The 26,132-nt window shown below is 71.6% G+C and carries 21 protein-coding genes and 1 tRNA gene; 3 read left to right on the top strand and 19 right to left on the bottom strand.

The genetic code is table 11. The annotated features are described in order from the left end of the window. Positions 1-3: 3 nt before the first annotated feature. The 7 genes from DEJ21_RS03040 to DEJ21_RS03010 form a co-directional block, all read right to left on the bottom strand. Positions 4-2,442 (bottom strand): RNA helicase, encoded by a 2,439-nt coding sequence (locus DEJ21_RS03040; protein WP_071244709.1) that lies wholly within the window; start codon positions 2,440-2,442, stop codon positions 4-6. Then, positions 2,439-3,191 (bottom strand): twin-arginine translocase subunit TatC, encoded by a 753-nt coding sequence (gene tatC / locus DEJ21_RS03035; protein ID WP_110863923.1) that lies wholly within the window; start codon positions 3,189-3,191, stop codon positions 2,439-2,441. The genes DEJ21_RS03040 and tatC overlap by 4 nt, the downstream gene beginning before the upstream one ends. 588 nt (positions 3,192-3,779) lie before the next feature. Then, positions 3,780-4,751, bottom strand: a complete 972-nt coding sequence (locus DEJ21_RS03030) for a YafY family protein (protein ID WP_111031702.1) — start codon at positions 4,749-4,751, stop codon at positions 3,780-3,782. Further along, on the bottom strand, positions 4,744-5,796 hold the full coding sequence (locus DEJ21_RS03025) for a YafY family protein (protein WP_111223654.1): 1,053 nt from the start codon (positions 5,794-5,796) through the stop codon (positions 4,744-4,746). The genes DEJ21_RS03030 and DEJ21_RS03025 overlap by 8 nt, the downstream gene beginning before the upstream one ends. A 71-nt stretch (positions 5,797-5,867) precedes the next feature. After that, the gene (locus tag DEJ21_RS03020) at positions 5,868-6,788 is read right to left on the bottom strand and encodes an FKBP-type peptidyl-prolyl cis-trans isomerase (RefSeq protein WP_111039362.1); all 921 of its coding nucleotides are present in this window, start codon (positions 6,786-6,788) and stop codon (positions 5,868-5,870) included. 42 nt (positions 6,789-6,830) lie between these two features. Then, positions 6,831-8,030 carry a tRNA (adenine-N1)-methyltransferase gene (locus DEJ21_RS03015; protein WP_111223653.1) on the bottom strand — a complete coding sequence of 400 codons (1,200 nt, stop codon included), beginning with the start codon at positions 8,028-8,030 and terminating at the stop codon, positions 6,831-6,833. Further along, complete coding sequence (locus tag DEJ21_RS03010; protein ID WP_258374856.1) at positions 8,027-8,785, bottom strand: HAD family phosphatase; 759 nt, start codon at positions 8,783-8,785, stop codon at positions 8,027-8,029. The genes DEJ21_RS03015 and DEJ21_RS03010 overlap by 4 nt, the downstream gene beginning before the upstream one ends. Before the next feature lie 147 nt (positions 8,786-8,932). Here DEJ21_RS03010 and DEJ21_RS03005 point away from each other — a divergent pair, with 147 nt between their 5' ends. Then, complete coding sequence (locus DEJ21_RS03005; protein WP_027465645.1) at positions 8,933-9,856, top strand: proteasome assembly chaperone family protein; 924 nt, start codon at positions 8,933-8,935, stop codon at positions 9,854-9,856. A gap of 359 nt (positions 9,857-10,215) precedes the next feature. On the opposite strand, the gene mshC is transcribed toward DEJ21_RS03005, so the two are convergent. The 3 genes from mshC to DEJ21_RS02990 all read right to left on the bottom strand — a co-directional run bounded on the left by mshC (position 10,216) and on the right by DEJ21_RS02990 (position 13,678). Further along, positions 10,216-11,460 (bottom strand): cysteine--1-D-myo-inosityl 2-amino-2-deoxy-alpha-D-glucopyranoside ligase, encoded by a 1,245-nt coding sequence (mshC, locus tag DEJ21_RS03000; RefSeq protein ID WP_111223652.1) that lies wholly within the window; start codon positions 11,458-11,460, stop codon positions 10,216-10,218. Then, positions 11,457-12,287 carry an undecaprenyl-diphosphate phosphatase gene (locus DEJ21_RS02995; protein ID WP_111030121.1) on the bottom strand — a complete coding sequence of 277 codons (831 nt, stop codon included), beginning with the start codon at positions 12,285-12,287 and terminating at the stop codon, positions 11,457-11,459. Before DEJ21_RS02995 ends, mshC begins: the two co-directional genes overlap by 4 nt. 62 nt (positions 12,288-12,349) lie before the next feature. Then, complete coding sequence (locus tag DEJ21_RS02990) at positions 12,350-13,678, bottom strand: M20/M25/M40 family metallo-hydrolase (RefSeq protein WP_111223651.1); 1,329 nt, start codon at positions 13,676-13,678, stop codon at positions 12,350-12,352. Positions 13,679-13,839: 161 nt separating this feature from the next. On the opposite strand from DEJ21_RS02990, the gene DEJ21_RS02985 reads away from it, so the two are divergent. Beyond that, positions 13,840-13,925: transfer RNA gene (locus tag DEJ21_RS02985), tRNA-Leu, on the top strand. A gap of 349 nt (positions 13,926-14,274) precedes the next feature. Here the strand turns inward: DEJ21_RS02985 and DEJ21_RS02980 are convergent. The 8 genes from DEJ21_RS02980 to DEJ21_RS02945 form a co-directional block, all read right to left on the bottom strand. Next, the gene (locus DEJ21_RS02980) at positions 14,275-14,859 is read right to left on the bottom strand and encodes a hypothetical protein (RefSeq protein WP_111223650.1); all 585 of its coding nucleotides are present in this window, start codon (positions 14,857-14,859) and stop codon (positions 14,275-14,277) included. A gap of 11 nt (positions 14,860-14,870) precedes the next feature. Next, a complete protein-coding gene (locus DEJ21_RS02975) occupies positions 14,871-16,010 on the bottom strand; it encodes a zinc-dependent alcohol dehydrogenase (protein ID WP_111223649.1) in 1,140 nt (379 codons plus the stop codon). Between the two features lie 142 nt (positions 16,011-16,152). After that, the gene (locus DEJ21_RS02970; protein WP_146247687.1) at positions 16,153-17,637 is read right to left on the bottom strand and encodes an HD domain-containing protein; all 1,485 of its coding nucleotides are present in this window, start codon (positions 17,635-17,637) and stop codon (positions 16,153-16,155) included. Between the two features lie 154 nt (positions 17,638-17,791). Continuing rightward, positions 17,792-19,120, bottom strand: coding sequence for an NAD(P)/FAD-dependent oxidoreductase (locus DEJ21_RS02965; RefSeq protein ID WP_111223647.1), 1,329 nt, complete (start codon positions 19,118-19,120; stop codon positions 17,792-17,794). A gap of 32 nt (positions 19,121-19,152) precedes the next feature. Beyond that, positions 19,153-19,362 carry a hypothetical protein gene (locus tag DEJ21_RS02960; RefSeq protein WP_017887301.1) on the bottom strand — a complete coding sequence of 70 codons (210 nt, stop codon included), beginning with the start codon at positions 19,360-19,362 and terminating at the stop codon, positions 19,153-19,155. Between the two features lie 7 nt (positions 19,363-19,369). Continuing rightward, positions 19,370-21,160 (bottom strand): DEAD/DEAH box helicase, encoded by a 1,791-nt coding sequence (locus DEJ21_RS02955; RefSeq protein WP_071403990.1) that lies wholly within the window; start codon positions 21,158-21,160, stop codon positions 19,370-19,372. A gap of 194 nt (positions 21,161-21,354) precedes the next feature. Next, the gene (gene dinB, locus DEJ21_RS02950) at positions 21,355-22,599 is read right to left on the bottom strand and encodes a DNA polymerase IV (RefSeq protein WP_111039369.1); all 1,245 of its coding nucleotides are present in this window, start codon (positions 22,597-22,599) and stop codon (positions 21,355-21,357) included. A 167-nt stretch (positions 22,600-22,766) separates the two neighbouring features. Continuing rightward, positions 22,767-23,930 carry an acyl-CoA dehydrogenase family protein gene (locus tag DEJ21_RS02945; RefSeq protein WP_111223646.1) on the bottom strand — a complete coding sequence of 388 codons (1,164 nt, stop codon included), beginning with the start codon at positions 23,928-23,930 and terminating at the stop codon, positions 22,767-22,769. A 23-nt stretch (positions 23,931-23,953) separates the two neighbouring features. Here DEJ21_RS02945 and DEJ21_RS02940 point away from each other — a divergent pair, with 23 nt between their 5' ends. Continuing rightward, positions 23,954-24,748 carry an SGNH/GDSL hydrolase family protein gene (locus DEJ21_RS02940; RefSeq protein ID WP_111223645.1) on the top strand — a complete coding sequence of 265 codons (795 nt, stop codon included), beginning with the start codon at positions 23,954-23,956 and terminating at the stop codon, positions 24,746-24,748. A gap of 46 nt (positions 24,749-24,794) precedes the next feature. On the opposite strand, the gene DEJ21_RS02935 is transcribed toward DEJ21_RS02940, so the two are convergent. Further along, complete coding sequence (locus tag DEJ21_RS02935) at positions 24,795-26,129, bottom strand: serine hydrolase (protein WP_181435773.1); 1,335 nt, start codon at positions 26,127-26,129, stop codon at positions 24,795-24,797. Positions 26,130-26,132: the final 3 nt, after the last annotated feature.

Genomic DNA, 26,132 nt, shown 5'->3' with positions numbered 1-26,132 from the left:
CTGTCAGACCGCCGCGTAGGCGACGATGCCGCGGCGAACCGCGTCCGTCGCCCGTCGGGCGGTCTGGGCGAGTTCGTCGTCGCCGGCGTTCCGGATCTGGTCGAGCAGGTCGATGACCTGCTTCGACCAGCGCACGAAGTCGCCGGCCGGCAGGTCGAGGGTGCGGAGGACGTCGTCGAGGGCCGAGCCCGAGGCCCAGCGGAACATGCCGACCGCCATCGCCGGGGTCGGCGGCTGCGAACCGGCCAGGCGCGCCGCACGCTCGATGTCGTCGAGGCGCGACCAGATGGTCAGAGTCTCGTCGAGTGCGGGGCGGAACGCACCGCGGGGCAGGGCGTGCTCGGTGCCGGGCGCGTCCTCGCGGCGGGGCTGGTAGATGATCGTCGCGGCCATGGCAGCGAGCTGTGCCGGGGTGAGGTCCTTCCAGACCCCCGCCTCGAGGCACTCGGCGACGAGCAGGTCGCGGTCGCCGTAGATGCGCTGCAGGCGACGGCCGCCCGCTGCCACCGTGGCTTCGCCGTTGCCGGCGTCCACCAGGTAGCCGAGCTCGAGCAGGACCTCGGTGACACGGTCGAACGTCGTGGCGACGGCGCCCGTGCGGGACCGGATCTGCTGGACGAGCTTGTCGTTGGCGCGCTTGAGCTTCCACCAGCGCTCGGACCAGCGGGCGTGGGCCTCGCGCTCCGGGCAGGCGTGGCAGGGGTGGCGCTGCAGCTGGCGGCGGACCGCCGTGATCGCGGCCTGGCGTTCCTGGCGGGCGCCGTGCGATGCCTCGCGGCCGCCGGGCACGTTCGTGCGCTCGAGGTCGGAGAGCTCACGACGGAGCGCCGAGTACTCGGTGAAGTCGCCGAGGTGGCACTGCATCGCCTCGCGGTAGCCGTCGAGGGATTCCTGCTGCGAGCGGACCTTGCGGGCGAGGTCGACCACCGACCGGTCGGCCTGGAACTGGGCGAACGACGTCTCGAGGACCTCGCGCGTGCGCTGCCGACCGAACTGGTCGATCAGGTTGACGGCCATGTTGTAGGTCGGCTTGAACGACGAGTTGAGCGGGTACGTGCGACGGCTGGCCAGCGACGCGACGGCCTGCGGGTCGAGCCCGTCGGTCCACTGGATGACCGAGTGCCCCTCGACGTCGATGCCACGACGGCCGGCACGACCGGTGAGCTGCGTGTACTCCCCCGGGGTGATCGGCACACGGGCTTCGCCGTTGAACTTCTCGAGCTTCTCGAGCACGACGGTGCGCGCCGGCATGTTCACGCCGAGCGCCAGGGTCTCGGTGGCGAACACGACCTTCAGGAGCTTGCGCTGGAAGAGGTTCTCGACGACCTCCTTGAAGGCGGGGAGCAGGCCGGCGTGGTGCGCGGCGACCCCGCGCTCGAGCCCTTCGAGCCACTCCCAGTAACCGAGGACGGCCAGGTCTTCGTCGAGCAGGGTGCGGCAGTGGTACTCCGCCGTCTCGCGGATCTCGTTGCGCTCCTGCACCGTCGTCAGGGACAAGCCCGAGCGCAGGACGTTGCGGACGCCCTGGTCGCAGCCGTTGCGGCTGAACACGAAGAAGATGGCGGGCAGGAGCATCCGCTCGTCGAGCATGTGCGCGATCTGCTCGCGGTGCACCTTCTCGGTGCGGGGCCCGCGACGCTCGGGGTAGCCACCACGACCGCGCCGGCCGCGGTGGCCGCCGCCGTTCCGCTCGCTGCGGGAACCGCCGCCGACCATGCGGAGCAGTTCCGGGTTCACGCGGTTCGTCGCCGCGGCACCGCTCGAGTCGAACAGGTCGACCATCTTCGAACCGACCAGGACGTGCTGCTCGAGCGGCACCGGACGGTCTTCGGAGACGATGACGTCGGTGTCGCCGCGGACGGTCTGCAGCCAGTCGCCGAACTCCTCGGCGTTGGACACCGTCGCGCTGAGCGAGACCAGGCGGACCTCGGTCGGGAGGTGCAGGATGACCTCTTCCCACACGGCACCGCGGAACCGGTCGGCGAGGTAGTGCACCTCGTCGAGGACCACCCAGGCGAGGTCGTCGAGGAGGTCCGAGTCGGCGTAGATCATGTTGCGGAGCACCTCGGTCGTCATCACGACGACGCGGGCGCGGGGGTTCACGTTCGTGTCCCCGGTGAGCAGCCCGACCTCGGATTCGCCGTAGACGTCGACGAGCTCGGCGTACTTCTGGTTGCTCAGTGCCTTCATCGGCGTCGTGTAGAAGACCTTCGCCGTCGGCTGGCGCATGGCGAGCCAGATGGCGAACTCGGCCACGATGGTCTTGCCGGCTCCGGTCGGAGCGGCGACCAGGACGCTGCGGCCCTGGTCGAGCGAGTCGCACGCGGCGAACTGGAACGGGTCGAGGTCGAACCGCAGGTCAGTCCGGAACAGCTCGAGGTTGCGGGACCGGTTGCGCACCTTGGCCGCGGCGAACCGCTCGGCCGCACTCGTGCCGCTCACAGGTCGTACTCCTCGTCGAGCTTCGCCTGGCGCTTGGCCAGACGGCGGTCGTGGATCCACGCGATGAAGCAGGCCGCGACGTACAGCACGGTCATCGGGATGGCCAGCAGGAACATCGAGATGACGTCGGCGCTCGGGGTGACGATGGCGCAGAACACCAGGATGCAGAGGATCGCGACGCGCCAGCTCTTGATGATCGCGGAGGCCGACAGCACCCCGACGAAGTTCAGCAGCACGATGAACACCGGCAGCACGAAGGCGATGCCCACCGCGACGATGAGCTTGATGACGAAGTCGTAGTACGCCTTCGCATCGACGATCGAGGTGTCCTGGCTCGACACGAAGCTGCCGAGGATGCCGACCACGTGCGGCAGGATGTACCACCCGAAGTAGCACCCGGCGAAGAACAGCGGGATCGCGGTGCCGAGGAAGCCCCAGACGTACTGCCGCTCACGCCGGACGAGCGCGGGCACGATGAACGCCCAGATCTGGTACAGCCAGACCGGGCTCGCGATGACGACGCCGATGGTGATCGCGATCTGCAGCTTCAGGTCGAACGCCCCGGTGATCATCGGGAAGTTCAGCTCGGCCGTGTGACCGCCGACCTTGGCGAGCTCGGTCACCGGTGCCCGGAGCGCGTCGAGCACCCACGGGGTGAGGAACCAGCCGCCGATCGCACCGACGACGATCGCCACGACTGCGCGGAAGAGACGGTTGCGCAGCTCGATGAGGTGCTGCCCGAGCGACATGCGGCCTTCGGCGTCGGTCTTCTGGCGCCCCTGCCGCTTCGCTCGCCCGCGCGCGGTCGTCGAAGCCATGTGCTCGATCTTACGGGGTCGGGACCGACAGTCCGCCGGGCGTCGGCGCGGTCGCGTGGCGAGTGGGTGGGTGGAGCGTGGGCGCGTGGGCGCGTGGCGAGCGGGCGGGATCGGGTGTACCTGGCGAGATCGGGCGTACCTGGTCGGAAGATCGCACCAGGTACGCCCGGAACGACCAGGTACCCGAGGTCCACCGTGCGAGATCGGGCGTACCTGGCGAGATCGGGCGTACCTGGTCGGAAGATCGCACCAGGTACGCCCGGAACGACCAGCTACCCGAGCTTCACCGTGCGGGATCGGGCGTGCCGCGCCACATCGGGCTTACCTGGCGAGATCGGGCATACCTGGCGAGATCGGGCGTACCGGGTCGAAAGATCACACCAGGTACGCACGGAACGACCAGGTACCCGAGGTCCACCGTGCGAGATCGGGCATCTCTAGCGAGATCGGGCATACCCAACGAGAACGGGCGTACCGGGTCGGGACGTGCAGCGATCGGACGAGCCGCCGCGGCAGACGTCAGCCCGCGGCGAGGGCCGCGGCCGCGAAGTCGCGCACGGCGTCACGAGCGGCGGGCGGGTCGAGCACCACGGCACGACCGGGCAACCCCGCGACGAGCCGGACCACCCCGTCGAACCCGTGCGACGCCGCGAGCCGGATGCGGACACGTCCGTCGGAGTCGGGCGCGTCGGCTGTGTCGGACAGGAAGTCGGCGACCAGGGGCAGCGACGTCGAGTCGAGTTCCACCGTGACGATGACGTCGTCGGCGGCCTGCTGGAACAGCGTGTCCGGGATGACGACCTGGTCGATCGTCTTCTCGGCCGGGCGGTCGTCGACCCGGGCCTCGGACATCCGGTCGAGCCGGAACGTCCGGAGCGCCTGCCGGTCGAGGTCCCACGCGCGCAGGTACCAGTCGGTGTCGATGGACTCGACCCGGAGCGGGTCGACCCGTCGGGTGCCACCCTGGGTGCGCGGTCCGGCGTACTCGAAGACCAGGCCGCGGCCGTCGGACATCGCCCGGCGGATGGTGGCGAGGGCGACGTCGTGCAGGTCCTGCCCGACGGCGACGGTCGACGCCGCTCCCCCGGCACCGCGGGAGAGCTTGGCCATGAGCGCGCGGATCGCGTCACGGTCGGCGGCCTCGGGCAGGGCGGAGAGGTACTGCAGACCGGCGATGAGCGCCGACGCCTCACGAGCCGACAGCCGCGGTGAGTCGTCGATCGCCACCAGGTTGGTCAGCACGATCATGTCGTTCTGGTCGAAGTCGTCCCAGGCGATGTCGAACAGGTCGCCGTGCTGGTACTGCATCGTCTCGCCAGGCACCCCGGAGACCGCGATGAGTTCGACGGCACGCCGGATGCGGGCCTCGGGCACACCGAAGTGCCGAGCTGCCTCGGCGACCGAGACCCGCTCGCGGTCGATCAGGTACGGCACCAGGGCGAGCAGGAACGCGAGCTTGTCCTGCGCCTGCAGGGGTTGGGCGTCAGCCACGAACGGGGTCCTCTCCGGGGGCTGCGGCAGGGTCGTCGTCAGTGTGGTCGCGCACGAGTGCACGGAGGCGCTCGTCGACCCGTGCCCGCAGGTCGTCGGGCTCGAGCACCCGGACCTCGGGCCCGAAGGCGGCGAGTTCCTCGGCGAGGATCTGCGGGTCGACGTGGTGCAGCACGAGCGCGCCGTCGGCGTCGGTCTCGGTGTCGCGGCGACGGGTCAGTCGGCGTTCGGCGTCGGAACCCGGCGTCACGGCGATGCGCGCGGTGCGCTCGGCCCAGATCCGCTCGAGCTCGGCGAGGGTGCGCTCCCCCGCGCCGACGGGAGCGGTGTGCTGCCCGACCTCGTACTGGGTGACCGGTCCGACGATGCGGGCCAGCAGGTAGTTCTTGTCCGAGTCCGTCGCGAACTCGTGGGCAGCGAGCATCCACCGGCCGCCGTGCTGCACCAGGGCGAGAGGAGCCACTTCGCGCCGACGGGCGTCGTGCTGCCCCGGCGTGATGTAGTCGAAGCGAACTGCGGCGCCGCGGTCGAGCGCGGAGCGGAGCGGCTCGAAGGAGGCGTCCCGGGCACGGAGCCGCGGGGCGTAGGCGTCGACCCCGAGCTGCAGGGCACCGTCGTCGTCCTCGGCGCCGGCCGAGCGGACCTTCAGCAGGCCACGGCGGGAGTCCGCGGACAGTGCGCCTTCACGCCAGGCCATCGCGGCCAGGGAGAGCAACGCGGACTCGTCCGGGGTGAATCGGACGTCGACGGGCAGGTCGTACTCACCCTTCGGGATCCGGTACCGGAGCGTCTGGTTGTTGCCCGCGGCGCCCGGGGTCTCGATGGTCTCGAGGGGGATGCCGAGCTCGCGCACGTCGTCCTTGTCGCGTTCGAACTGGCGCTCGAGCGAGGCGTTGTCGCCACCGGTCGAGAACCGCTGCCGGTACCCCTGCACGTTGGCCAGGATCTCGGCCTTGGTCAGCCCGGACTCCGTCGAGAGCAGCGCGAGCACGAGGCTGAACAGGCGCTCCTCGGCGGGCACACGGGGCACACGGGTCGCTGGCACGAGCCGATCCTACGGCAGCGCGGGTGCACCGGAGTGCACCCGCGCCGCGGTCCGTGGACGGTCGGACCGGGTCAGTTCGAGATCGCCCCGAGGACGTCGATCACGTACGCGTACGCGGTCCCCTGCTGGTTGACGATGGCCAGGACCTGGTCGCCGACGTGGTGCCCGACGATGGCGGACCGGACGCCCTCGTCGACCTGGCCCTTGGTGAGCGGGATGGCCTGCGCGCCGGATCCGTCGGTCCAGCTGGAGCCGGCGACGGACGGGTCTGCACCCCAGGTGACGGCGGTGTACTTGATGACCGCGGTGTCCTTCGCGGTGAGCTCGCGACCGTCGCCCTTGCGGAGCAGGTGCGTCTCGTTCGACTTCGGCGCGCTCCACGACGGGATCGTGATGCCGGGGGCGCCGGAGGGCGCGAGCACCACGGCCGGCATCTTGTCGCCGGCGAGCTGCGGGGTGCCGGTGGCACGGGCGTCGAACGCGCGCTTGACGTCGATGACGGCGATGACGGCGTCCTCGGTCTTCTTCGACGAGGAGCTGCCTGCGGTGCCGCCGGTGCTGCTCAGGGCGCTCTTCGGCAGGGCCACCGCCAGGCGGTCACCGACGCGGGCGCACTGGAGCGAGGCACCGAGGGCCCCGTAGTTGCTCGCACCGGCGGTGATCGGTGCAGTCTGGCCCGAGTAGCCGCTCGTCTGGGCGACCTGGCCGGTGGAGCCGTCGACCAGGGTGTACTCGACCAGGACGGGGGTGCCGTCGTCGATCGTGCGACCGGAACCCTGCTGCAGCACGGACACCTGGGTGCCCTTGGTGGTCAGGCCCTTCGGCACGTTGACCTTCGGCTCCGAGCCGAACTTGCCGGTGGCGGTCACCGCTTCGGACGCGGCGCCGGGAGCGGCACAGCTCGAGGGCGTGGTGCCGGCACCGTTCGAGGCGCAGGCGGTGAGGGACACCGCGAGACCGATGGTGACCAGGAGTGCGGGGATGGTGCGCACGGACCCTCTTTCCGTTCGATGCAGGACGGGCACGCCGTCAGCCTACCGTTCGTCCTCGACGGCCCCGGACGGAGCCGCAGCGACATCGGACGGAGCCGCAGCGGCATCCGACGAAGCCACAGCGCCCTCGGACGGAGCCACAGCACCGTCCACCGCCGACGACGCCTCGGCCGCCGCGACCTTGCGCGCCTGCGCCGCAGACTGCCGAGCCACCTTGCGGAGCTTCTTGTCGCTCGTCGCCCGCTCGCCCACGGCGCCGGGGGTCCAGGCCTCGATGTCCTCGTCCGAGAACTCCGCCTTGCCCGCGCGGCGCTTCAGGTTCGGCAGCACGGTGCCGTCGGCCAGGCGTCGTGCCGTGATGAGGAACCCGGTGTGCCCGACCATGCGGTGGTCCGGGCGGACGGCGAGGCCCTCGACGTGCCAGGTGCGCACCAGGGTCTCGCTCGGCATCGGGTCGGTGAAGCGTCCGGTGTCGCGGAGGGCCTCGGCCGTGCGGGACAGCTGCGTGACGGTCGCGACGTAGCAGACGATGAGTCCACCGGGCACGAGTGCGTCGGCGGCGGCGTCCACGCACTCCCACGGCGCGAGCATGTCGAGCACGACGCGGTCGACGCTCTGCGGCTCGGTCGCGTCGGGCAGCGACTCGACCAGGTCACCGACCGTGACGGACCAGTTGTCCGGGACGGCTCCGAGGAAGGTGCCGACGTTGCCCTTCGCGATGGCCGCGAACTCCTCGCGGCGCTCGAACGACTGCAGCTGCCCGGTCGGGCCGATCGCGCGGAGCAGGAACAGCGACAGCGCCCCCGAGCCGACGCCGGCCTCGACCACGCGGGCCCCGGGGAAGACGTCCGCGAAGGCCACGATCTGCGCCGCGTCCTTCGGGTAGACGATCGCGGCACCACGCGGCATCGACATGACGTAGTCGTTGAGCAGCGGACGGAGCGCGAGGTACTCGTCACCGGTGCTCGCCCGGATGACGGAGCCGTCGGGCTGGCCGATGACGTCGTCGTGCCGGAGCACCCCGCGGTGCGTGTGGTACTCACCCGCGGTCTCGAGCGACAGCGTCGTGAGCTTGCCCTTCGGACCGGTCAGCTGCACGCGGTCGCCGGCCCGGAACGGGCCGCGCGGCGGTGTGTGCGGTGCACCGCCCGCGGTGTGCGGGAGGGCTGCGGTCGGGTCCGCGGTCGGACTGGAGGCGCGGCTCGCGTCCGCCTCGTCGCGTGCGTCGTCGGTGTGGCTCATCGGGTGACCCCTTCGGTGTCCGCAGCGTGCGCCGGGCCCGGCACCGCGCCTCCAGAGTGCGCAGCCCGTGCGGCCAGTGCCGGCGTCGTCAACTCGACCAGCCGGTCGACGTCGACGCCCGCCAGGGTGGTCAGGTGCACGTCGCCGCCGGCGATCTCGGACAGCGGGACGATGTGCTCGACGGCGACCGTGACGGCGCCGGAGGCGACGGCCGACGCGACGCCGGTGGCGGAGTCCTCGATCGCGACGCACGCGGTGGGCTCGACGCCGAGCTGCGCGGCGGCGGACAGGTACGCGTCCGGGAACGGCTTCGGGCGGTCGACGTCGTCGCCGGCGACGACGACGCGGAAGCCACGCTCGCCCAGGGCCTCGGCGGCGACGAGCGCCATCTTGCGACGGGACATCGTGACCAGGGCGGTCGGGATGCCGCGGGCGTGGAGCTCCTCGACGAGCTCACGGGCACCCGGCCGCCACGGCAGTTCGCCGGCGCGCAGGTGCTCCATCACGTAGTCGGTCATCCACTGGATGATCTCCTCGACCTCCATGTCGACGCCCTTGGCGCGCAGGAGCTCACCGGACCGCTCGAGGCCGGACCCGACCAGGGACAGGCCGTCCTCGTGGGTCCACTCGGCGCCGTAGCGGTTCGTCAGGTCGACCTGGGACCGCTGCCAGATCGGCTCGGTGTCGATGATCGTGCCGTCCATGTCCCACAGCACGGCTGCGGGCGGGACGAGGGCAGGAGGATGCGCGGTCACGGGCGACGAGTCTACCGGGGCCGTTCCGCTGGGCGCGGACGCGCGCGTGCGCCGACACCCCCTGGGCCTACAGTGGATGCCTGAATCGTGTCCGGCCGGGGGCATCGCTCCCGCCCCGCTCCGCTCCACCACCAGGAGGTCCGCTCCGTGCCACAGCACTCCCCCTTCAGCGACGGTCGCTTGCTCGTCGTCGCCTTCGAGGGCTGGAACGACGCCGGCGAGGCCGCGAGCGGTCTGGCGCGTCGCATCGTCGAGTCGCTCGGGCTCGACGAGCTGCGCGAACTCGACGGCGAGCGGTACGTCGACTACCAGTTCAACCGGCCCACCGTCGGCACCGACGACAACGGCGACCGCGGCGTGCAGTGGCCCCGGATCGTGCTGCACGGCCCCGGTGCCGAGGGCCGTCCGGTGATCGGCGCCACCGGCTCCCCCACCGACCGTGACGTCTTCGTCCTCGTCGGCCCGGAACCCTCGCGCACCTGGCGGGGCTTCTGCTCGGAGATCATCGACCTGGCGGACGTCTACTCGATCGACGCCGTCGTCTTCGTCGGTGCGATGCTCGCCGACGTCCCGCACACCCGGCCGATCTCGGTGTTCGTGTCGAGCGAGAACGCCGGGGTCCGCGCCGCCTTCGACGTCGACAAGTCCTCGTACGAGGGCCCGACGGGCATCCTCGGGGTCCTCGCCGACGCGATGGACAAGGCCGGGCTGACCACGCTGTCCCTGTGGGCATCGGTGCCGCACTACGTGCACAACTCGCCCTCGCCGAAGGCCACGCTCTCGCTGCTCGACAAGATCGAGGAGCTCACGGACGTCACGGTGCCCCGCGGGTCGCTGCTCGACGACGCAACCGAGTGGGAAGAGGGCATCGACGCCCTCGCCGCCGACGACGAGGACATGGCGTCCTACATCGGGCAGCTCGAGCAGGCGCGCGACACCGTCGACTCCCCCGAGGCCTCGGGCGACGCCATCGCGCAGGAGTTCGAGCAGTACCTCCGTCGCCGTGAGCGCAAGGATGGCAAGGACGGCGGCACCGCCGGTGGCGAAGGGCCGTGGCGGCCCCAGCAGTAGCCGTCACCTGCTGACGGACAGGAGGCACGGTGCCGGCTGGCACCGTGCCTCCTGTCCGTGGGGGGCGCGCGGTCACGACATTCCGCTCACGTCCGGCGAGTGGTCACGAATTGTCGGCTGCCGACCGCCCAGGCGACAGTTCCTGCCCCCTCGGCAGCGCGCACCCGACGTGTCGCGACCACTCCGCGGACGGGAGGCACGGGGCAGGGCCGCCACGGGCCTCCCGTCCGGCGACCGCGAACGGTCACGACACCCCGCTCACGTCCGGCGAGTGGTTGCGAACTGTCGGCTGCGGCCCGTCCGCGCGACAGTTTCTGACCCCTCGTCGCCGGGCATACGGCGTGTCGCGTCCGCGCAGGTCAGGCCAGGCGGATGCCGAGCAGCGCGTCGATCAGGTCGAGGAGCTCCTGCGTGCACGCCGTGCCACCGGCGATCGCCGTGTCGACCGCGGCGACGGCACCGGGGGTGTCGAGGTCGTCGGAGACCCGCGCGCGGATGCGTGCCGCGACGTCCGCTGCGTCGTCGGCGTGCCCGGCGGAGGCTCCCGAGGCCCAGGCGTCCCAGCCGGCGAGCCGCGTCTGGGCGCTCGTCAGCTCGGTGTCGAACCACTCCCAGTCGTCGGAGTACTTGTGCGACAGCAGTGCGAGCCGGATGGCACGGGGGTCGGCGCCGTCGTCGAGCAGCCCGCGCACGGTGACGAGGTTGCCGAGCGACTTCGAGATCTTGGTGCCCTGGTAGGCGATCATCCCGGTGTGCACGAACGCGTTCGCGAGGGGCTGGTGCGCGAGGGCAGCAGCGTGCCCGGCGCTCATCTCGTGGTGCGGGAAGACCAGGTCGCTCCCGCCGCCCTGCACGCTGATCGGCAGCCCGAGGCGGTCACCGGCGATGACGCTGCACTCGATGTGCCAGCCGGGGCGACCGGGGCCGATCTCGGTGTCCCAGGCCGGTTCGCCGTCGCGCGCGGCGCGCCACAGCAGCGGGTCGAGCGGATCACGCTTGCCCGGACGTTCCGGGTCGCCGCCGCGTTCGGCAGCGAGGGCGAGCATCGTCTCGCGGTCCAGGCCGCTCTCGTCACCGAGGGTCCACGCGTCGGTGGGGCGGTTCACGTCGAAGTACAGGTCGTCGCCCTCGGCGCCGTCGGTCGGGACCTCGTACGCGTAGCCGGACTCCTGCAGGAACGAGACCGCCTCGGCGACGCGCTCGACCTCGTCGGTGACGGCCACGAAGTCGTCCGGCGGCAGGATCCGGAGCGACTCCATGTCGCGGCGGAACAGGTCGACCTGCTCAGCCGCCAGGGCACGCCAGTCGACGCCGTCGCGGGCGGCACGCTCGAGCAGCGGGTCGTCGACGTCGGTGACGTTCTGCGCGTACTCGACGTCGAGCCCCGCGTCACGCCAGGCACGGCCGAGCGTGTCGAACGCCAGGTAGGTCGCCGCGTGGCCGAGGTGCGTGGCGTCGTACGGCGTGATGCCGCAGACGTACAGCGCAGCACGGTCCTCGTCGCGGGCGGGGTCCACCGGCTTGCCCGTTGCGGTGTCGTGGACGACCGGTCGGGGCGCGGCGCCGGGGACGTCGGGGACGGATGGGGCCTGCCAGGCCCTCACGGCTGGATCACTCCGAGCGACAACAACACGATGAGCACGATACCGAGTGCGATCCGGTAGACGACGAACGGCATGAAGCTGCGCTTGCTGATGTAGTTCATGAACGCCGCGATCACGACGAACCCGACCACGAACGCGACGACGGTGGCGATGAGCGTGTCGGCGAGTCCGAACGGCGAGCCGTGGTCGCCGAGGCTCGTCGCGGCTTCGTAGAACCCGGACAGGAACACCGCCGGGATCGCCAGCAGGAACGCGAACCGCGCGGCGGCGGGTCGGGTGTACCCGAGGGCGAGGCCCATCGACACCGTCGCGCCGGAACGGGACACTCCGGGGACCAGGGCGAGCATCTGCGCCAGGCCGATGAGCAGACCACCGCGGAACGTCATCTGCTCGATCCGGCGCTCCTTGCGGCCGACACGGTCGAGCACCCCGAGCACGACACCGAACACGATGAGGACGATCGCGACGATCCAGAGGGACCGGAACGTGGTCTCGATCGAGTCCTTGAGCAGGAGCCCGGCGACCCCGATCGGGATCGTGCCGAGGATCACCAGCCAGCCGAGCCGGACGTCGGGGTCGCCCCTCGGCACGTCACGCTTGACCACCGACCGGAACCACCGCCCGATGATCCGGGTGATGTCCTTCCAGAAGTAGATGAGCACCGCGGTCTCGGTGCCGAGCTGCGTCACCGCGGTGAAGGCCGCGCCGGGGTCCTTCGCGTCGGGCAGGAAGAGCCCCACGATGCGCAGGTGCGCGCTGGAGGACACGGGCAGGAACTCGGTGAGCCCCTGGACGAAGCCGAGGAAGATCGCCTCGAGGATGTGCATCGCACGGGCCTTTCGGGGGGAGGTCGGTCAGGGCACCGCCACGACGGCGACCATGAACAATATCAGTACGTGGCGAGCAGGTCGCCGAGCACCCGCCGACCGAACGCCAGCGAGTCGAGCGGCACCCGCTCGTCGACGCCGTGGAACATCGCGGGGAAGTCGACACCGGCGGGCAGCTGCAGCGGCACGAACCCGTACCCGGCGATGCCGAGCGTCGAGAGCGCCTTGTTGTCGGTGCCGCCGGACAGCAGGTACGGCAGGACCGGTGCGCCCGGGTCGTGCCGGCCGAGGACGTCGCGGACGGCGTCGACCAGCGGGCCGCCGAAGTCCTGCTCGAGGCCGATGTCGCGGAACGACATGACCACCTCGACGTCGGGTCCGGCGAGTTCCCGCACCCGCTCGAGCACGGTCTCCTCGTCACCCGGCAGGCAGCGGATGTCGACCAGGGCCTCGGCGGTGTCCGGGATGACGTTGTGCTTGTAGCCGGCGGTCAGCACCGTCGGGTTCGACGTGGTGTGCAGCGCGGCGTGGATGAACCGCGACGCCGAGCCGGTGGCCAGCGCGACCTCGTCCGGGCCGGTCACCGTCGGATCGACCCCGAGGAACCGCGCCACCTCGGCCACCATCGCGTCCGTCGTGGCCGAGAGCCGGACGGGCCACTCCTCGCTGCCGATCCGGGCCACCGCCGCCGCGAGCTTCGTGACGGCGTTGTCACGGATCACGTGCGAGCCGTGGGCAGCGGTGCCGCGCGCGATCAGCTTCACCCACATGAGCGCCTTCTCGCCGGTCTGCAGCAGGTAGGCGCGACGGTCACCGAGCGTGATCGAGTACCCGCCGACCTCGCTGATCGCCGCCGACGCCCCCGCGAAGACCTCGGGGTGCTGGTCGACCACGTGGTGGGACCCCAGGACTCCCCCGGCCTCTTCGTCGGCGAAGTACGCGATGACCAGGTCACGCTCCGGCGCACCGTGCTGCTCGATGACGTCGGCCAGCGACGTGAGCATCATCGCGTCCATGTTCTTCATGTCGACGGCGCCCCGACCCCACAGCGATCCGTCCTTGACCACACCGCCGAACGGGTCGACCGACCAGTTCGCCGGATCCGCCGGCACGACGTCGAGGTGCCCGTGCACCACGAGCGCCGGCTTGTCACGGTTCCGGCCGGGCACACGCGCCACGACGCTCACCCGGTCCGGCTCCGACTCGAACAACTGCGGCTCGAGATCCAGCGCGCGGAGCTTGTCCTCGACGTAGTGGGCAGCCTCCGTCTCACCACGGGACTTCCCCTCACCCCAGTTCGTCGTGTCGATGCGGATGAGGTCGCGGGCGATCGCCGCGGTGGCCTCGAGCTCGGGCACGGACTGCGGCTCGGAGGGCTCCGGGTTCGTCATGGCTCCACGGTATCGGTCGGCACCGACCCCGTCGCCGGGGCAGCGCGCGCAGGACTCGCCCGGGATGCGCGACCGTGTTCATCGCGCGTTCAGACCCGTGCTAGTGTCTTCTCTCGGCAGGAACGCCGGGTTCAACCCGGGAAACAGACACCAGACACCCTGTCCGGGTGGCGGAATTGGTAGACGCGCTAGCTTGAGGTGCTAGTGCCCGTATTAGGGCGTAGGGGTTCAAGTCCCCTCTCGGACACAGGAAATGCGTGCCCCCTGACCTTTCGGTCGGGGGGCATTTTCTGTTGTGTCTTCCCGGCGAGTGCCGCCATCGCTGCGCTCAGGGCGTCACCGCCTCTGGGGCGCCACCTCGCTGCGCTCAGGGCGATCCCCGCCCGCGCCGCCTCGCTTCGCTCAGGGCGTTCTCCGTTCAGCGTCGGTGCGCGCGGGTGGACGCGGGACGTGCGGACTGGAGGCGCGAGGCGGGGCCGCAGCGCGCCTCCAGGCCGCAGTGGGCGCACGCCGCGGGCCGGTGCGAGGGTGCGCACTCCGTGGGACGGAAGAAGGTCGCACCGAGCGGGCAACGCCGCACCGCGCACCGCGCGCGGTCAGCGCGAGCGGCGCACCCGCCGCACCACCAGCACGACGGCGCCGAGGGCCGCCAGCCAGCCCCAGTTCGCGACCATCGGGTCGAGCACCTGGTGCCGCCAGTCCGACCGACTCGACCCCAGGCGCGACGCAACAGGGTGGTTCCCACGCTCCGCCGCGACGCCGGTCTCGCTGATCACCCGGTCCGGCCGACCCCGCAGCGCATCGGTCACCCGGTGCGTCGCGACGTCCAGGCGGTCCCCGACGACGAGCAGCATCCAGTGCGCCAGGCGCCCCTCGCTGAACCGCCGGTAGGCGTACCGCCGGACGATCCCGGGGACCCCGTGCAGGGGCTGCGCCGTGCCGAACACCGGCGTCACGTGGGCGTGCTCGATCGAGCGCTCCCGGCCGTGCGCACCATCCTGCTGCGGCGGGCGGTCCCAGTGGGCACCGGTCGCGGCACCCGCGGAGCGCGAGAGCTTCGGCACGGACGGCCGGTCCGCCGGGTCGAGGTCGCTCCCCCACCCCGGGATGCGGGTACGGAGCTCCTCGGAGGACGGCACCCGTCGGGGTGGATCGGCGATGTATGGGGTGTGGTCGGACATGTCGGGCCTCCTCACGGCACGACGGCGGTCTTGATGCAACCGTCGAGCTTGGACGAGAACAGGTGGTAGCCCTCGGCGATGTGCTCGAGGGGGATGCGGTGCGTGATGATGTCGCTCGGCTTGAAGTGCCCGGCCTGGATGTGCTCGAGCAACCGCGGCCACTGGCGCTTCACGTGCGCCTGGTTCGTGTGGATCGTGACGCCCTTGTTCATCGCGTCACCGAACTTGACCGCGCTCGGGATCGGCCCGTACGCGCCGACCGCCGAGACCGTGCCGCCCTTGCGGACACCGTCGATCGCCCAGTTGAGCGCCGTCGGGGACCCGCCCTGCAGCTTCAGCTTCGAGGCGGTGACCTGCTGGGTGAAGTTGCCGTCCGCCTCGGCTCCGACGGCGTCGATCACGCTGTCCGCACCCAGGAAGTCGGTCTGCTTCTTCATCTCGAGCACGACGTCGTCGACCTCGGCGAAGTTGATCGTCTCGGCGTGCGCGAAGCTCCGGGCCTTCTCGAGCCGGTACTCGAGCTGGTCGACGACGATCACCCGGCCGGCTCCCATGAACCACGCCGACGCCGCGGAGAACAGTCCGACCGGCCCGGCACCGAGCACCACGACGGTGTCGCCCTCGCGGATCGACGCCAGCTGCGCCCCGAAGTAGCCGGTGCTCAGTGCGTCCGTCATGAGGAGGGCGTCGTCGTCGTCGAGCCAGTCCGGGATCACCTGCGGTCCGACGTCGGCGAACGGCACCCGCACGCGCTCCGCCTGCCCGCCGTCGTACCCGCCGGTGGTGTGCGAGTACCCGTAGATCCCGCCGACCGCGGTCGCGTTCGGGTTCACGTTGTGGCAGTTCGCGAAGAGTCCGCGGGCGCAGAACCAGCACGTGCCGCAGAAGATGTTGAACGGGACCATCACGCGGTCGCCGACCGACAGGGTCTCGACGGACGAGCCGATCTGCTCGACCACCCCGATGAACTCGTGGCCGAACGTGTGCCCGACCCGGGTGTCGGGCATCATGCCGTGGTACAGGTGCAGGTCCGACCCGCAGATCGCGGCCCGTTCCACCCGGACGATCGCGTCGTTCGGGTGCTCGATCCGGGGATCCGGTTTCTCCTCGACGCGGATCCGGTAGGGGCCGCGGTACGTCATGGCGCGCATGGACGCTCCTCTCGTTCGCCGCGTCCACGCTGACGCGCGCCACGTTGGAACGGACACAGGACCGCAGATGGCGGACAAGCGGTGGGCGTCCGCACAGACGGACGGGAGGCGCGGTGCCAGCTGGCACCGCGCCTCCCGTCCGTCACCGGCGTGCGTCGACCGCTCGGCGCAGCCAAGCGCGGGCTCCGGCGACGTCATCGAAGACGCCGTCGTCCTGCGCCGCCGCGGACGCCACGAGGAGTTCGCGGAACACCGGCCCCGGGGTGAGTCCCGCGTCGACGAGGTCGCGGCCGGACAGCAGCCGCACGGGTCGACGCGCGACCTGGTCCCGGAGCGCGACGTCGAACCACGACCACGCCGAGGACCGGCTCGCCCCCGGACCACGCCCCTGCGAGTCGGCTTCGCACACCCGGGCCCACGACTCCATCGCGGGCAGGGACGATCGGAGCCGTCGGAACAGCCGCCGAGCAGCGGGAACGGACGGTGGCGCGCCGTTGGACGAGTGCGGGACCATGTGCTCGCGAACGAGCGGGACGACCCGCTCGACGATGTGGCGTGGCGCGCCGAGGCGACCGAGCAGCGCTGCTGCTGCCGCAGCGCCGGACACCTCGTGGCCCAGGCTGCGGATGCGGACCGCACCTGCGTCGTCGGCGAGGACCTGCGTGCCGGAGCCGGCCTTCCCCAGGTCGTGCAGGACGGCGGCGAGCACGATGACGACCCGGTCGTCACCCCGGATCCCGTCCGCGGTACAGGCGCGGGCGGCAGCGTCCCCCGCCGCTCCGAGGTGGACGTGCACGGGACCCTCCGGGTGCCACCGGGGGTCCTGCGGCACGTCTCGGACCGCGGCGAGCTCGGGCAGGTGTCGCTCCCAGCCGCTGTCGTGCAGCGTTCGGAGGGCAGCCGACACGTGGTCGCCGAGTGCCAGCTTGCGGATCTCGGGCCAGATCCGCCCGGTGGCGATCGACTCGAACCGTGCCGCGATCGACCGCGCCAGACGCAGCGTCGCGGGATGCACGGCGAAGTCGAACCGGGCGACGAGCTGTACGGCACGCAAGACCCGGAGCGGGTCCTCTCTGAAGCGTTCGGAAGCGTGCCGCAGCACGCCGATGACGGCATCGTCGATCCCACCGACCGCGTCGAGGAACACGTTCGTCCGGGGGTCCCAGGCGACGGCGTTCACCGTGAAGTCCCGACCGAGGGCGGACACCGTGCCCGGATCGAGCGCACCGGACTCCGCCGTCACTGCGACGTCGACGCGGGATCCGTCGAGCACCACCTTGAGGACCGGGAACCCCGCACCGGCCTCGACGACGATCGCGCCGGCCGCACGCAACGCTCCGACGACCACATCGGTCCTGGTGCCGTGCACCTCGACGTCGACGTCACCGGTGGTGGCGGGTCCGCGCCCGGCTTCCCGGAGCAGCTCGTCGCGGACTGCTCCGCCGACCAGGGAGGGCTGCCCGATCCTGCCCAGGACCTCGAGCACCGTTCGGGCTCCGGCGTCGAGGCCGAAGGCGCGGAGCGGGTCGGCCGGACCGGGGCACCGGTGGACGGTGCCGTCGTGACGCTCGGCGCCGCATCGGAGGCACGATCGGACGGAGGAGGTGGTGGTGGTGGTGGGGCGCACGTGTCGGTCGACTTCCGGGACCTCGTCGCCGTGGGCGCCGAGGGAGTCAGTATGCCGGAGCGCGGCAGGTGGGTGCGAACGCACCTGACGGACGGACGGACGGGAGGCGCGGTGCCAGCTGGCACCGCGCCTCCCGTCCGATCTTTGGGGCCGTCTAGCTCTTCGACGCCTCGACGAAGTTGCGTCGCGGGTCAGTCTCCTTGATCAGGGAGGTCGCGTCGCGACCGGACACCGCGCCGGTGATCCAGCCGATGATGATGCGGGCCTTCCGGTTCAGGGTCGGCATCGCGTACACGTGGTACGCGCGGTGAGCGAACCACGCGAGCAGGTTGGTCATCTTGATGCCCTTGATGTTCGCGGCACCCTTGCCGACACCGTACGACGCGACGGTGCCGATGGAGGGGTGGCGGTACTCCTCGAGCGGCTTGCCGGTGATGGTCGCGACGATGTTGTCGGCGGCGACCACGGCCTGACGGACGGCGTTCTGCGCGTTCGGCGGGTAGAACGCCGGCTGCTTGTCGGCGGTCAGGTCGGGCACCTGCGCGACGTCACCCAGGCCCCAGACGCCCTCGACGACCTGGTGGGTGTCCTCGGCCTCGACCTGGAGCTTCGCGTTCGCGGCGAGGTGGCCCTTCGGCCCGCGCGGCAGGTCGGAAGCGTCGAGGAGCGGGTTCGGCTTGACGCCCGCGGTCCAGACGAGCAGGCCGGTGGCGAACTCGTCGCCGTCGGAGAACTTGACGACACCGCCCTCGGCGCTCGGCATGGTGGTCTTCAGGCGGACGTCGATGCCACGGGCGCGGAGCGACTCGAGCGTCCACTTGGACAGCTCCGGGCCGACCTCGGGCGCGACGCGGTCGAGGGCGTCGATGAGCACCCAGCGGGGCTGCTCACCGGCGAGCGACGGGTAGGTCTTGATGGCGGCCTGCGACACGTCGAAGAGCTCGCCGATCGCCTCGACGCCGGTGTACCCACCGCCGACGAAGACGCTGGTCAGCAGACGGCGACGCTCGTCCTCGTCGCGGGTGGCAGCGGCCTTCGCGATGTTGTCGAGGAGCTTGGCGCGCACGTAGGCGGCCTCTTCGACGCTCTTGAAGCCGACGCCGTACTCCTCGAGCCCGGGGGTCGGGAAGGTGCGGGTGACGGAACCGAGGGCGACGACGAGGTGGTCGTAGCCGAGGGTGCGGTCGTCGCCGCCGGCGGTCGCGATCGAGACGGTCTTGTCCGCCGAGGAGATCGCGGTGACCTTGCCCTGGATCACCCGGGTCTTGCGCAGTGCACGGCGCAGCTCGACGGTGACGTCCTTCGGCGCGATGTGGCCACCGGCGACCTCGGGCAGGAACGGCAGGTACGTGTAGTAGGTGTTCTGGTCCACGAGCGTGATGCGCATGGGCACCGTGGCCGCGTGCTTCTGGAGCTGCTTGACCGTGGTGTAGCCAGCGGAGCCGCCGCCGAGGACGAGGACGTGAGGGATCGAGTCTGCCATTCCTCCGGTCTACCGGACTTTGGCTTGGCGCGTCATGAGTTCCGCGGCCTGTCGCGGAGCCGCCACCACGCGGTCTCGGCCAGTTCGGGCCCCGTGAACACCCCGTGCGGGGTGCGGCGGGACTCGGTGAGCGAGAACCGACGCAGTCGGTAGCCGCCGCCGAAGCGGTCGATGATCGCCTCGGGTGACGCCTCGGGGTCGCGCTTGACGTACCAGGTGCGGTCGTCGACCGGCTCGATCACGCCGGAGTCACCGTCGTCCGCCGATGCGGGAGCGCAGGATGTCGATGCGCTTCTGGATCTGCTCGATGCTCGCCTGCGCCACGGCCGGGCCACCGCTGATCCGCCGGAGTTCGGCGTGGATCGATCCGTGCGGCTCGTTCGAGTGCCGGGACCAGATCGACACGAGCCGGGCGAGCTCGGTGCGCTGCTCCTTGATCGTCATGTACATCGGGCGGTCGGGCTCGGGCGGCTTCGGCATGCCGTCCTTGGCCGTGCGGCCCTTGGAGCGCTTCGCCTGCGTGGCCTGTCGCGCGCGCAGGAGGTCGCGCACCTGGTCGGGTTCGAGGAGCCCGGGGATGCCGATGAAGTCGAGCTCTTCGAGGGAACCGACCTCGCCGCCGGTGCCGAACTCACCGCCGTCGTAGAGGACGCGGTCGAAGGACGCCTGCGAGTCGAGTGCCTCGAACGGCTGGACCTCGAGCAGGCTCTCGGACGCGCGGTCTTCCTTGTTGGCCTCGGCGACCATCGCGTCTTCGGGGTTGTACATGCCGTCGTCGGCGTCCTTCGGGCGGTCGAGGGCGTGGTCGCGCTCGAGCTCGAGGGTGGCGGCGAGGGCCATCAGGCCGGGGACGCTCGGCAGGAAGACGCTCGCGGTCTCACCGCGGCGGCGGGCACGCACGAAGCGGCCGATCACCTGGGCGAAGAACAGCGGCGTGCTCGCGCTCGTGGCGTAGACGCCGACGCAGAGCCGTGGGACGTCGACGCCCTCGGAGACCATGCGGACGGCCACCATCCAGCGCGAGGTGTCGTCGGCGAACGCGCTGATGCGGCTCGACCCGGCGGCTTCGTCGGACAGCACCACGGTGGGACGCTCCCCCGTGATCTGCTGCAGGATCCGGGCGTAGGCGCGCGCTGTGGTGGTGTCGGTGGCGATGACCAGGCCGCCGGCGTCGGGCACACCACGACGGACCTCGGTCAGGCGCTTGTCGGCCGCGGAGAGCACGGCAGGCATCCACTCGCCCTCGGGTGACAGCGCGGTGCGCCAGGCCTGCGCCGTGATGTCCTTCGTGACCTGCTCGCCCAGGGACGCCGACATCTCGTCGCCCATCCGGGTCTTCCAGCGCATCTGGCCCGCGTACGCCATGAACAGCACCGGGCGGACGACGCCGTCCTTCAGCGCTCGGCCGTAGCCGTAGTTGTAGTCGGAGATCGAGGTGCGGATGCCCTGCTCGTCGGGGGCGTACTGCACGAACGGGATCGGTGCGGTGTCGGACCGGAAGGGGGTCCCCGACAGCGAGAGCCGGCGGGTGGCGCCGGAGAACGCCTCTCGGATGCCGTCCCCCCACGTCAGGGCGTCGCCACCGTGGTGGACCTCGTCGAGGACGACCAGGGTGCGGCCGCCCTCGGTGATGCGCTTGTGCACCTCGGGGTTCATGCCGACCTGGGCGTACGTGATCGCCACGCCCTGGTAGTGCCGGCCGAACATGCCGTCGCCGTTCTTGAACATCGGGTCGATCCGGATGCCCACACGGTCGGCGGAGTCGGCCCACTGGCGCTTCAGGTGCTCGGTCGGGGCCACGACGACGATGCGGTCGACGGTGCCGCGGGCGAGGAGCTCGGTCGCCAGGCGCAGCGCGAAGGTGGTCTTGCCGGCGCCGGGGGTCGCGGCCGTGAGGAAGTCGCGGGGTTCCTTCTCGAAGTACTTCGTGAGCGCTTCGATCTGCCAGGCGCGGAGCTTCGATGCCGTGCCCCAGGCGGCCCGGTCCGGGAACGCCGGCGACAGGTGCTGGACGGCCGAGTTGCCGGCCGCTTCGGCCAGGGCCGCGGCGTCGGCTTCGGCACGGGCGGCGTCACCCTGCGACTGCGCCTGGGTTTGCTGTGCCAGGGTGCCGTCGTGCGTCGGCGACGATCCGCCATCGCCGGACTGGTCGTCACCCGACTCCGCCCACAGCGTGGCGGGCTGCTGGTCTTCGTACTCCGCTGCGCTCACTGAACCCGATTCTACCGCCACCGTCAGTCCTGCCGAGCGTGCGGGACGCCACCGTCGGGGGTCCGGCGGACCAGTGATGCCGGTCGCAGCACGCCGGCGCCGAAGCGTGCGGCGACCGCGTCGACCGTGGTCTCGGTGTCGCGCCACGGCGCGTCGTCGTCCCACAGGGCATTGCTCGCGGCCGCGGGCACGAGGTTCTCGCCGCGCACCCCGATCAGCCGGATCTGGTTGCCCGGTCGGTGCAGCACGTCGTACAGCTCGACGGCTTCGCGGTGCAGGCGCTTCGCGACGTCGGTGGGCTCCGCCAGGGTGCGTGAACGGGTCAGGGTGGTGAAGTCGGTGTACCGGACCTTGAGCGCCACGGTCCGGGCCTGCACGTCGGCCTGGCGCAGGCGGACGGCGACCTTGTCGGCCAGGCGCAGGAGTTCGCGGGCGACGTCGTCGCGCTCGGTCAGGTCGCGGCCGAACGTGACCTCGTGCCCGATGGACTTCTCGCCGACGCCGGTGTCGACCACGCGGGGGTCGCGACCCCACGACAGGTCGTGCAGCCGCTGCCCGCCGGCCGGGCCGAGTGCCGACACCAGCGACCCGAGCGGAGTGTTCGCCAGGTCACCGACCGTGCGGATGCCCCGGCGTTCGAGCGTCTCCTGCGTCTTGCCGCCGACGCCCCAGAGCGCGGACACGGGCTGCGGGTGCAGGAACGCCACGGTGTCGGCGGCGGGCACCACGAGCAGGCCGTCCGGCTTCGACCGGCTGGAGGCGAGCTTCGCGACGAACTTCGTCGATGCCGCACCGACGGAGCAGTGCAGACCGGTCTCGGCGAAGACCGTGCGGCGGATCGCCTGGCCGATCTGCCACGGGGTGCCGTACAGGCGGAGGGCGCCGGCGACGTCGAGGAACGCCTCGTCGATGCCGAGGCGCTCGACCCGCGGGGTGAACCGGTCGAAGATCGCCATCACCGCGGCGGACTGCGCCCGGTACTTCTCGAAGTGCGGCTCGACGATGACGGCGTTCGGGCAGCGGCGTTTGGCGATGGCCATCGGCATCGCGGAGTTGACCCCGTAGCGACGGGCTTCGTAGGTGGCGGCGGTGACGACGGAGCGGTCGGAGTCGTGTCCGACGATGACCGGCAGCCCCACCAGGTCGGGGCGGTCGAGCAGTTCGACGGAGGCGAAGAAGGCGTCCATGTCGACGTGCAGCACGGTCGCCGAGACGTCGTCCACCGGTGCGTCGGAGACGAGGCGGTTCCGTCCGTCCTGCTTGCTCACACCGAGATGATGCCAGGCGCCGCCGACATCGCCGTGCCCGGGGCCGATCGCGATCGGACGGTGCGAGGTTCCGGACGTGGTGCGAGGGGGCGCGGGTGCCACCACGTACGGGACCTCGCACCGGAGTGCCCCGGAGCGCAGCGCCTCGCACCGTGAGAGCGCAGCGCTCAGCCGAGCGGGCCGAGCACCGACGCCGCGATCGTCCGCGCCGCGGAGTCCCGCGACGACGGGTGGTACTGCCCCGCCCGGACGTCACGCGCCAGCCGCGCCAGCTCGCTCGACGACCGGAACGCCGAGCCGCCGACGACGCGCATGGCCTCGTCCACGACGTGCTGCGCGGTGTCCACCGCACGGGCCTTCGTGCCGACGAGCAGCGGGAACCAGCGGCCTCCGAGGTCGTCGAGCTCGTCGACCGACCGCGCCAGCGAGTCGACCTGCAGCGTGATCGCGTCGACCGCGCCGCGCAGGTCGGCGATCCCCCGGCGCACGTCGGGGTCCTGCGACCGCGGGGTGCCGTCGGCCCCGGTCCGCCCCGCCACGGCGGTCGCCGCGAGCGCGATCGCCCGCTCCGCGATCCCGGCGTACACCGAGGCGATGAGGAGCTCGAACGACGCGAAGATCCCGAACACGAGCGGGTCCTGGTTCGGCCCGACCGGCAGCGACCGGACGATGCGGTCGGCGGGGACGTGCACGCCGAGCAGCTTCGTGGTGCGGCTCTGCGTCGCGCGCATCCCGAGCGTGTCCCAGTCGTCCAGGTGCTCGACGTCGCCGTCGGACCGCAGGACGAACCCGTGCACGAGCCGTGGCTCCGGCCCCGAGGTGTCCTTGCCGAAGACGCTCATGACGTCCCACGCCGGTGCGAGGGACGTGAAGACCTTCGTGCCGGTGAACCGGTAGCCGCCGTCGCCGTCCGGCTCCGCCGTCGTCGACGAGTCGAACAGCACGGCGTCGTTGCCGGGTTCGCTCACCCCGAATGCGAGCAGGTGGTCGTCCGCAGCGTGGTCGGTGACGGCCTGGAGGAACGACTCGCCTCGCGTACGGACGGCGCGGGCCGCCTGCACCCACACCTGGTGCATGCCGAGGCCGAGTGCCGTCGCCGGTGCGGCCTGAGCGAGGGCGCGCTGCACCCGCGCGGTGGCGCGGAGGCCGAGGCCCGCCCCGCCCTGATCGACGGGGACGCCGATCCGCAGGTAGCCGGCGGCGCGGAGCTCGTCGAGGTCCTCGGTGCAGAACGCGTTCGCGGCGTCGTAGCCGGGGGCGCGCTCGGCGATGCGGCTGAGCAGCTCGTCCGGCACCGACCAGCCGACGGCGTCCGTGTTGGCCTTCGTCATGCCACGAGACTAGGGTCCGGGACGTGTCAGATCGTCATCCTTGGACCAGGTACGTCGCGATCGGTGACTCGTTCACCGAGGGCATCGGGGACCCCGACCCCACCGTCCCGGGCGGGAACCGCGGCTGGGCGGACCGCGTCGCCGAGGTGCTCGCACACCAGACCGACGACTTCGCCTACGCGAACCTCGCGATCCGCGGGCGGTTGCTGCAGCAGATCATCGACGAGCAGGCCGAGGCCGCCGTCGCTCTGCACCCGGACCTCATCACGGTGTCCGCCGGCGGCAACGACATCATCCGCCCCGGCTCGGACCCGGACGAGCTCGCGGAGCGCGTGGACCGGCTCGTCGCCGACCTGCGCCGCGACGGAGCCACCGTCGTGCTCTTCACCGGCCCGGACGTCGGGATGACCCCGGTGCTCGGCATGGTCCGCGGCAAGACGGCGATCTACAACGAGAACCTGCACGCCATCGCCCTGAAGCACGGCGCCCTGGTGGCGAACATGTGGGCCCTCCGGGTGCTCCGGGACCCGCGGATGTGGGCTCCGGACCGGCTCCACCACTCCCCGATGGGCCACTCCACGATCGCCGCCGCGGTGCTCGACACCCTCGGCGTGCCGCACGGGCTCGAACCGTTCAACCCGGACCCGCTCGAGGCGCGGCCGTGGCGCGAGGCCCGCGCCGAGGACCTCGGGTGGGCCCGGGAGTACCTGGTGCCGTGGGTGGTCCGCCGCATCAAGCACACCTCGTCCGGCGACGGGGTGACGGCGAAGCGACCCGAGCCGCAGATCGTCACCGAGCACCCCTCCGACACCCCGTAGGCGCGGCGCGGGGCCGAGGGACGAGAGGCCGCGGAGCCGCGGGCCCTCAGTCCGCTGGGCGCCGCAGCGTGAGCGGTCCGTCGTGCAGCGGCTCGGTCTGCCAGCTCGTCGTCGTCGATCCCGTGGCGGGGTCGATCCGGACGTGCGCCAGGTGCGGGGTCTCGACGAACCGCACGTCGACACGGACCGTCCCGTCGTCAGCGACGGCGCCGCTCGCGGCGAGCGGGCCCTCCACGGCCCACTCCCCCTGCCCGACGGGCACCGACAGGGAGCCGCCGTCGACGTCGAGCGTGAGCCGCCACCCGTCGCCGTCGCGGGCCAGCGGACCGACGTCAGCGAGGCCCTGCAGCGGACCACCGTCGACGGCGGGTAGTCCCAGGGAGGTGAGCCGGGCCTCCAGGGCGGATGCCGACGCCGCGTCGGACGCGCGGTCGACGGCGGGCAGCAGGTGTTCCCAGACCGCGTCGAGGACGGCCTGCATGTCGAGGCTCTGGCCGGTCATCGCGAGCACGACGTCCTGCTCCGGCAGGACGACGCAGAACTGGCCGTAGGCGCCGTCGCCGCGGAAGCCGTGGCGGGCCATCCAGAACTGGAAGCCGTAGCCCTGGGACCAGTCGGGGTTGGCCTCGTCCGGGTTGGCGACCTGCGTGCTCGTGGCCTGCTCGACCCAGTCGGCGTCGAGGATCCGCTCGCCGTCCCAGACGCCGCCCTGCAGGTACAGCTGGCCGAGCTTGGCGACCGCATCGGTCGGCGCGTAGCACCCGCTGTAGCCGAGCTCCGCGCCGGTGTCGTCGCGGCGCCAGGCGAGGTCGTCGATGCCGAGCGGATCGAGCAGGTGAGGGCGGAGCCACGCGACGAGGGAGCCGCCGGTCACCCGCCGGACGATCTCGGCGAGGGTGTACGTGCACGGCTGGTTGTAGGCGAAGACCGTGCCGGGCTCCTCGTCCGGCGGGAGCAGCAGGAACCCCCGCACCGTGTTCGTTGGGTCGAGGGCCCGGGCGCGGTCGATCGTCTCCTCGCGGTGGCCGCTCGCCATCGCGAGCAGGTGCCGGACGCGGATGCGGCGGCTGCGTTCGTCGGTGACGTCGGCGTCGAGCTCCGGGAAGTACGACAGGACGGTCGCGTCGAGGTCGATCAGGCCCGCACGGACGGCGATGCCGACCCCGGCGGCGGTGAAGCTCTTGCTCAGCGAGTAGAGCAGGTGCACGCGGTCCGCGGCGTAGGGCTGCCACCAGCCCTCGGCCACGACCTGGCCGTGCCGCAGCAACATGATGCTGTGCGGCTCCACGCCGGGCGTGGACTCGAGGGCGTCGAGCAGGGCGGTCACACCACCGGGATCGATGCCGAGGGCGGCGGGGGTGGTCCGGGGGAACGTCGTCATCGT

The organism is Curtobacterium sp. MCSS17_006 (genome assembly GCF_003234215.1).
Lineage (GTDB): Bacteria > Actinomycetota > Actinomycetes > Actinomycetales > Microbacteriaceae > Curtobacterium > Curtobacterium flaccumfaciens.
This window is presented reverse-complemented; position numbering and strand designations above follow the sequence as displayed.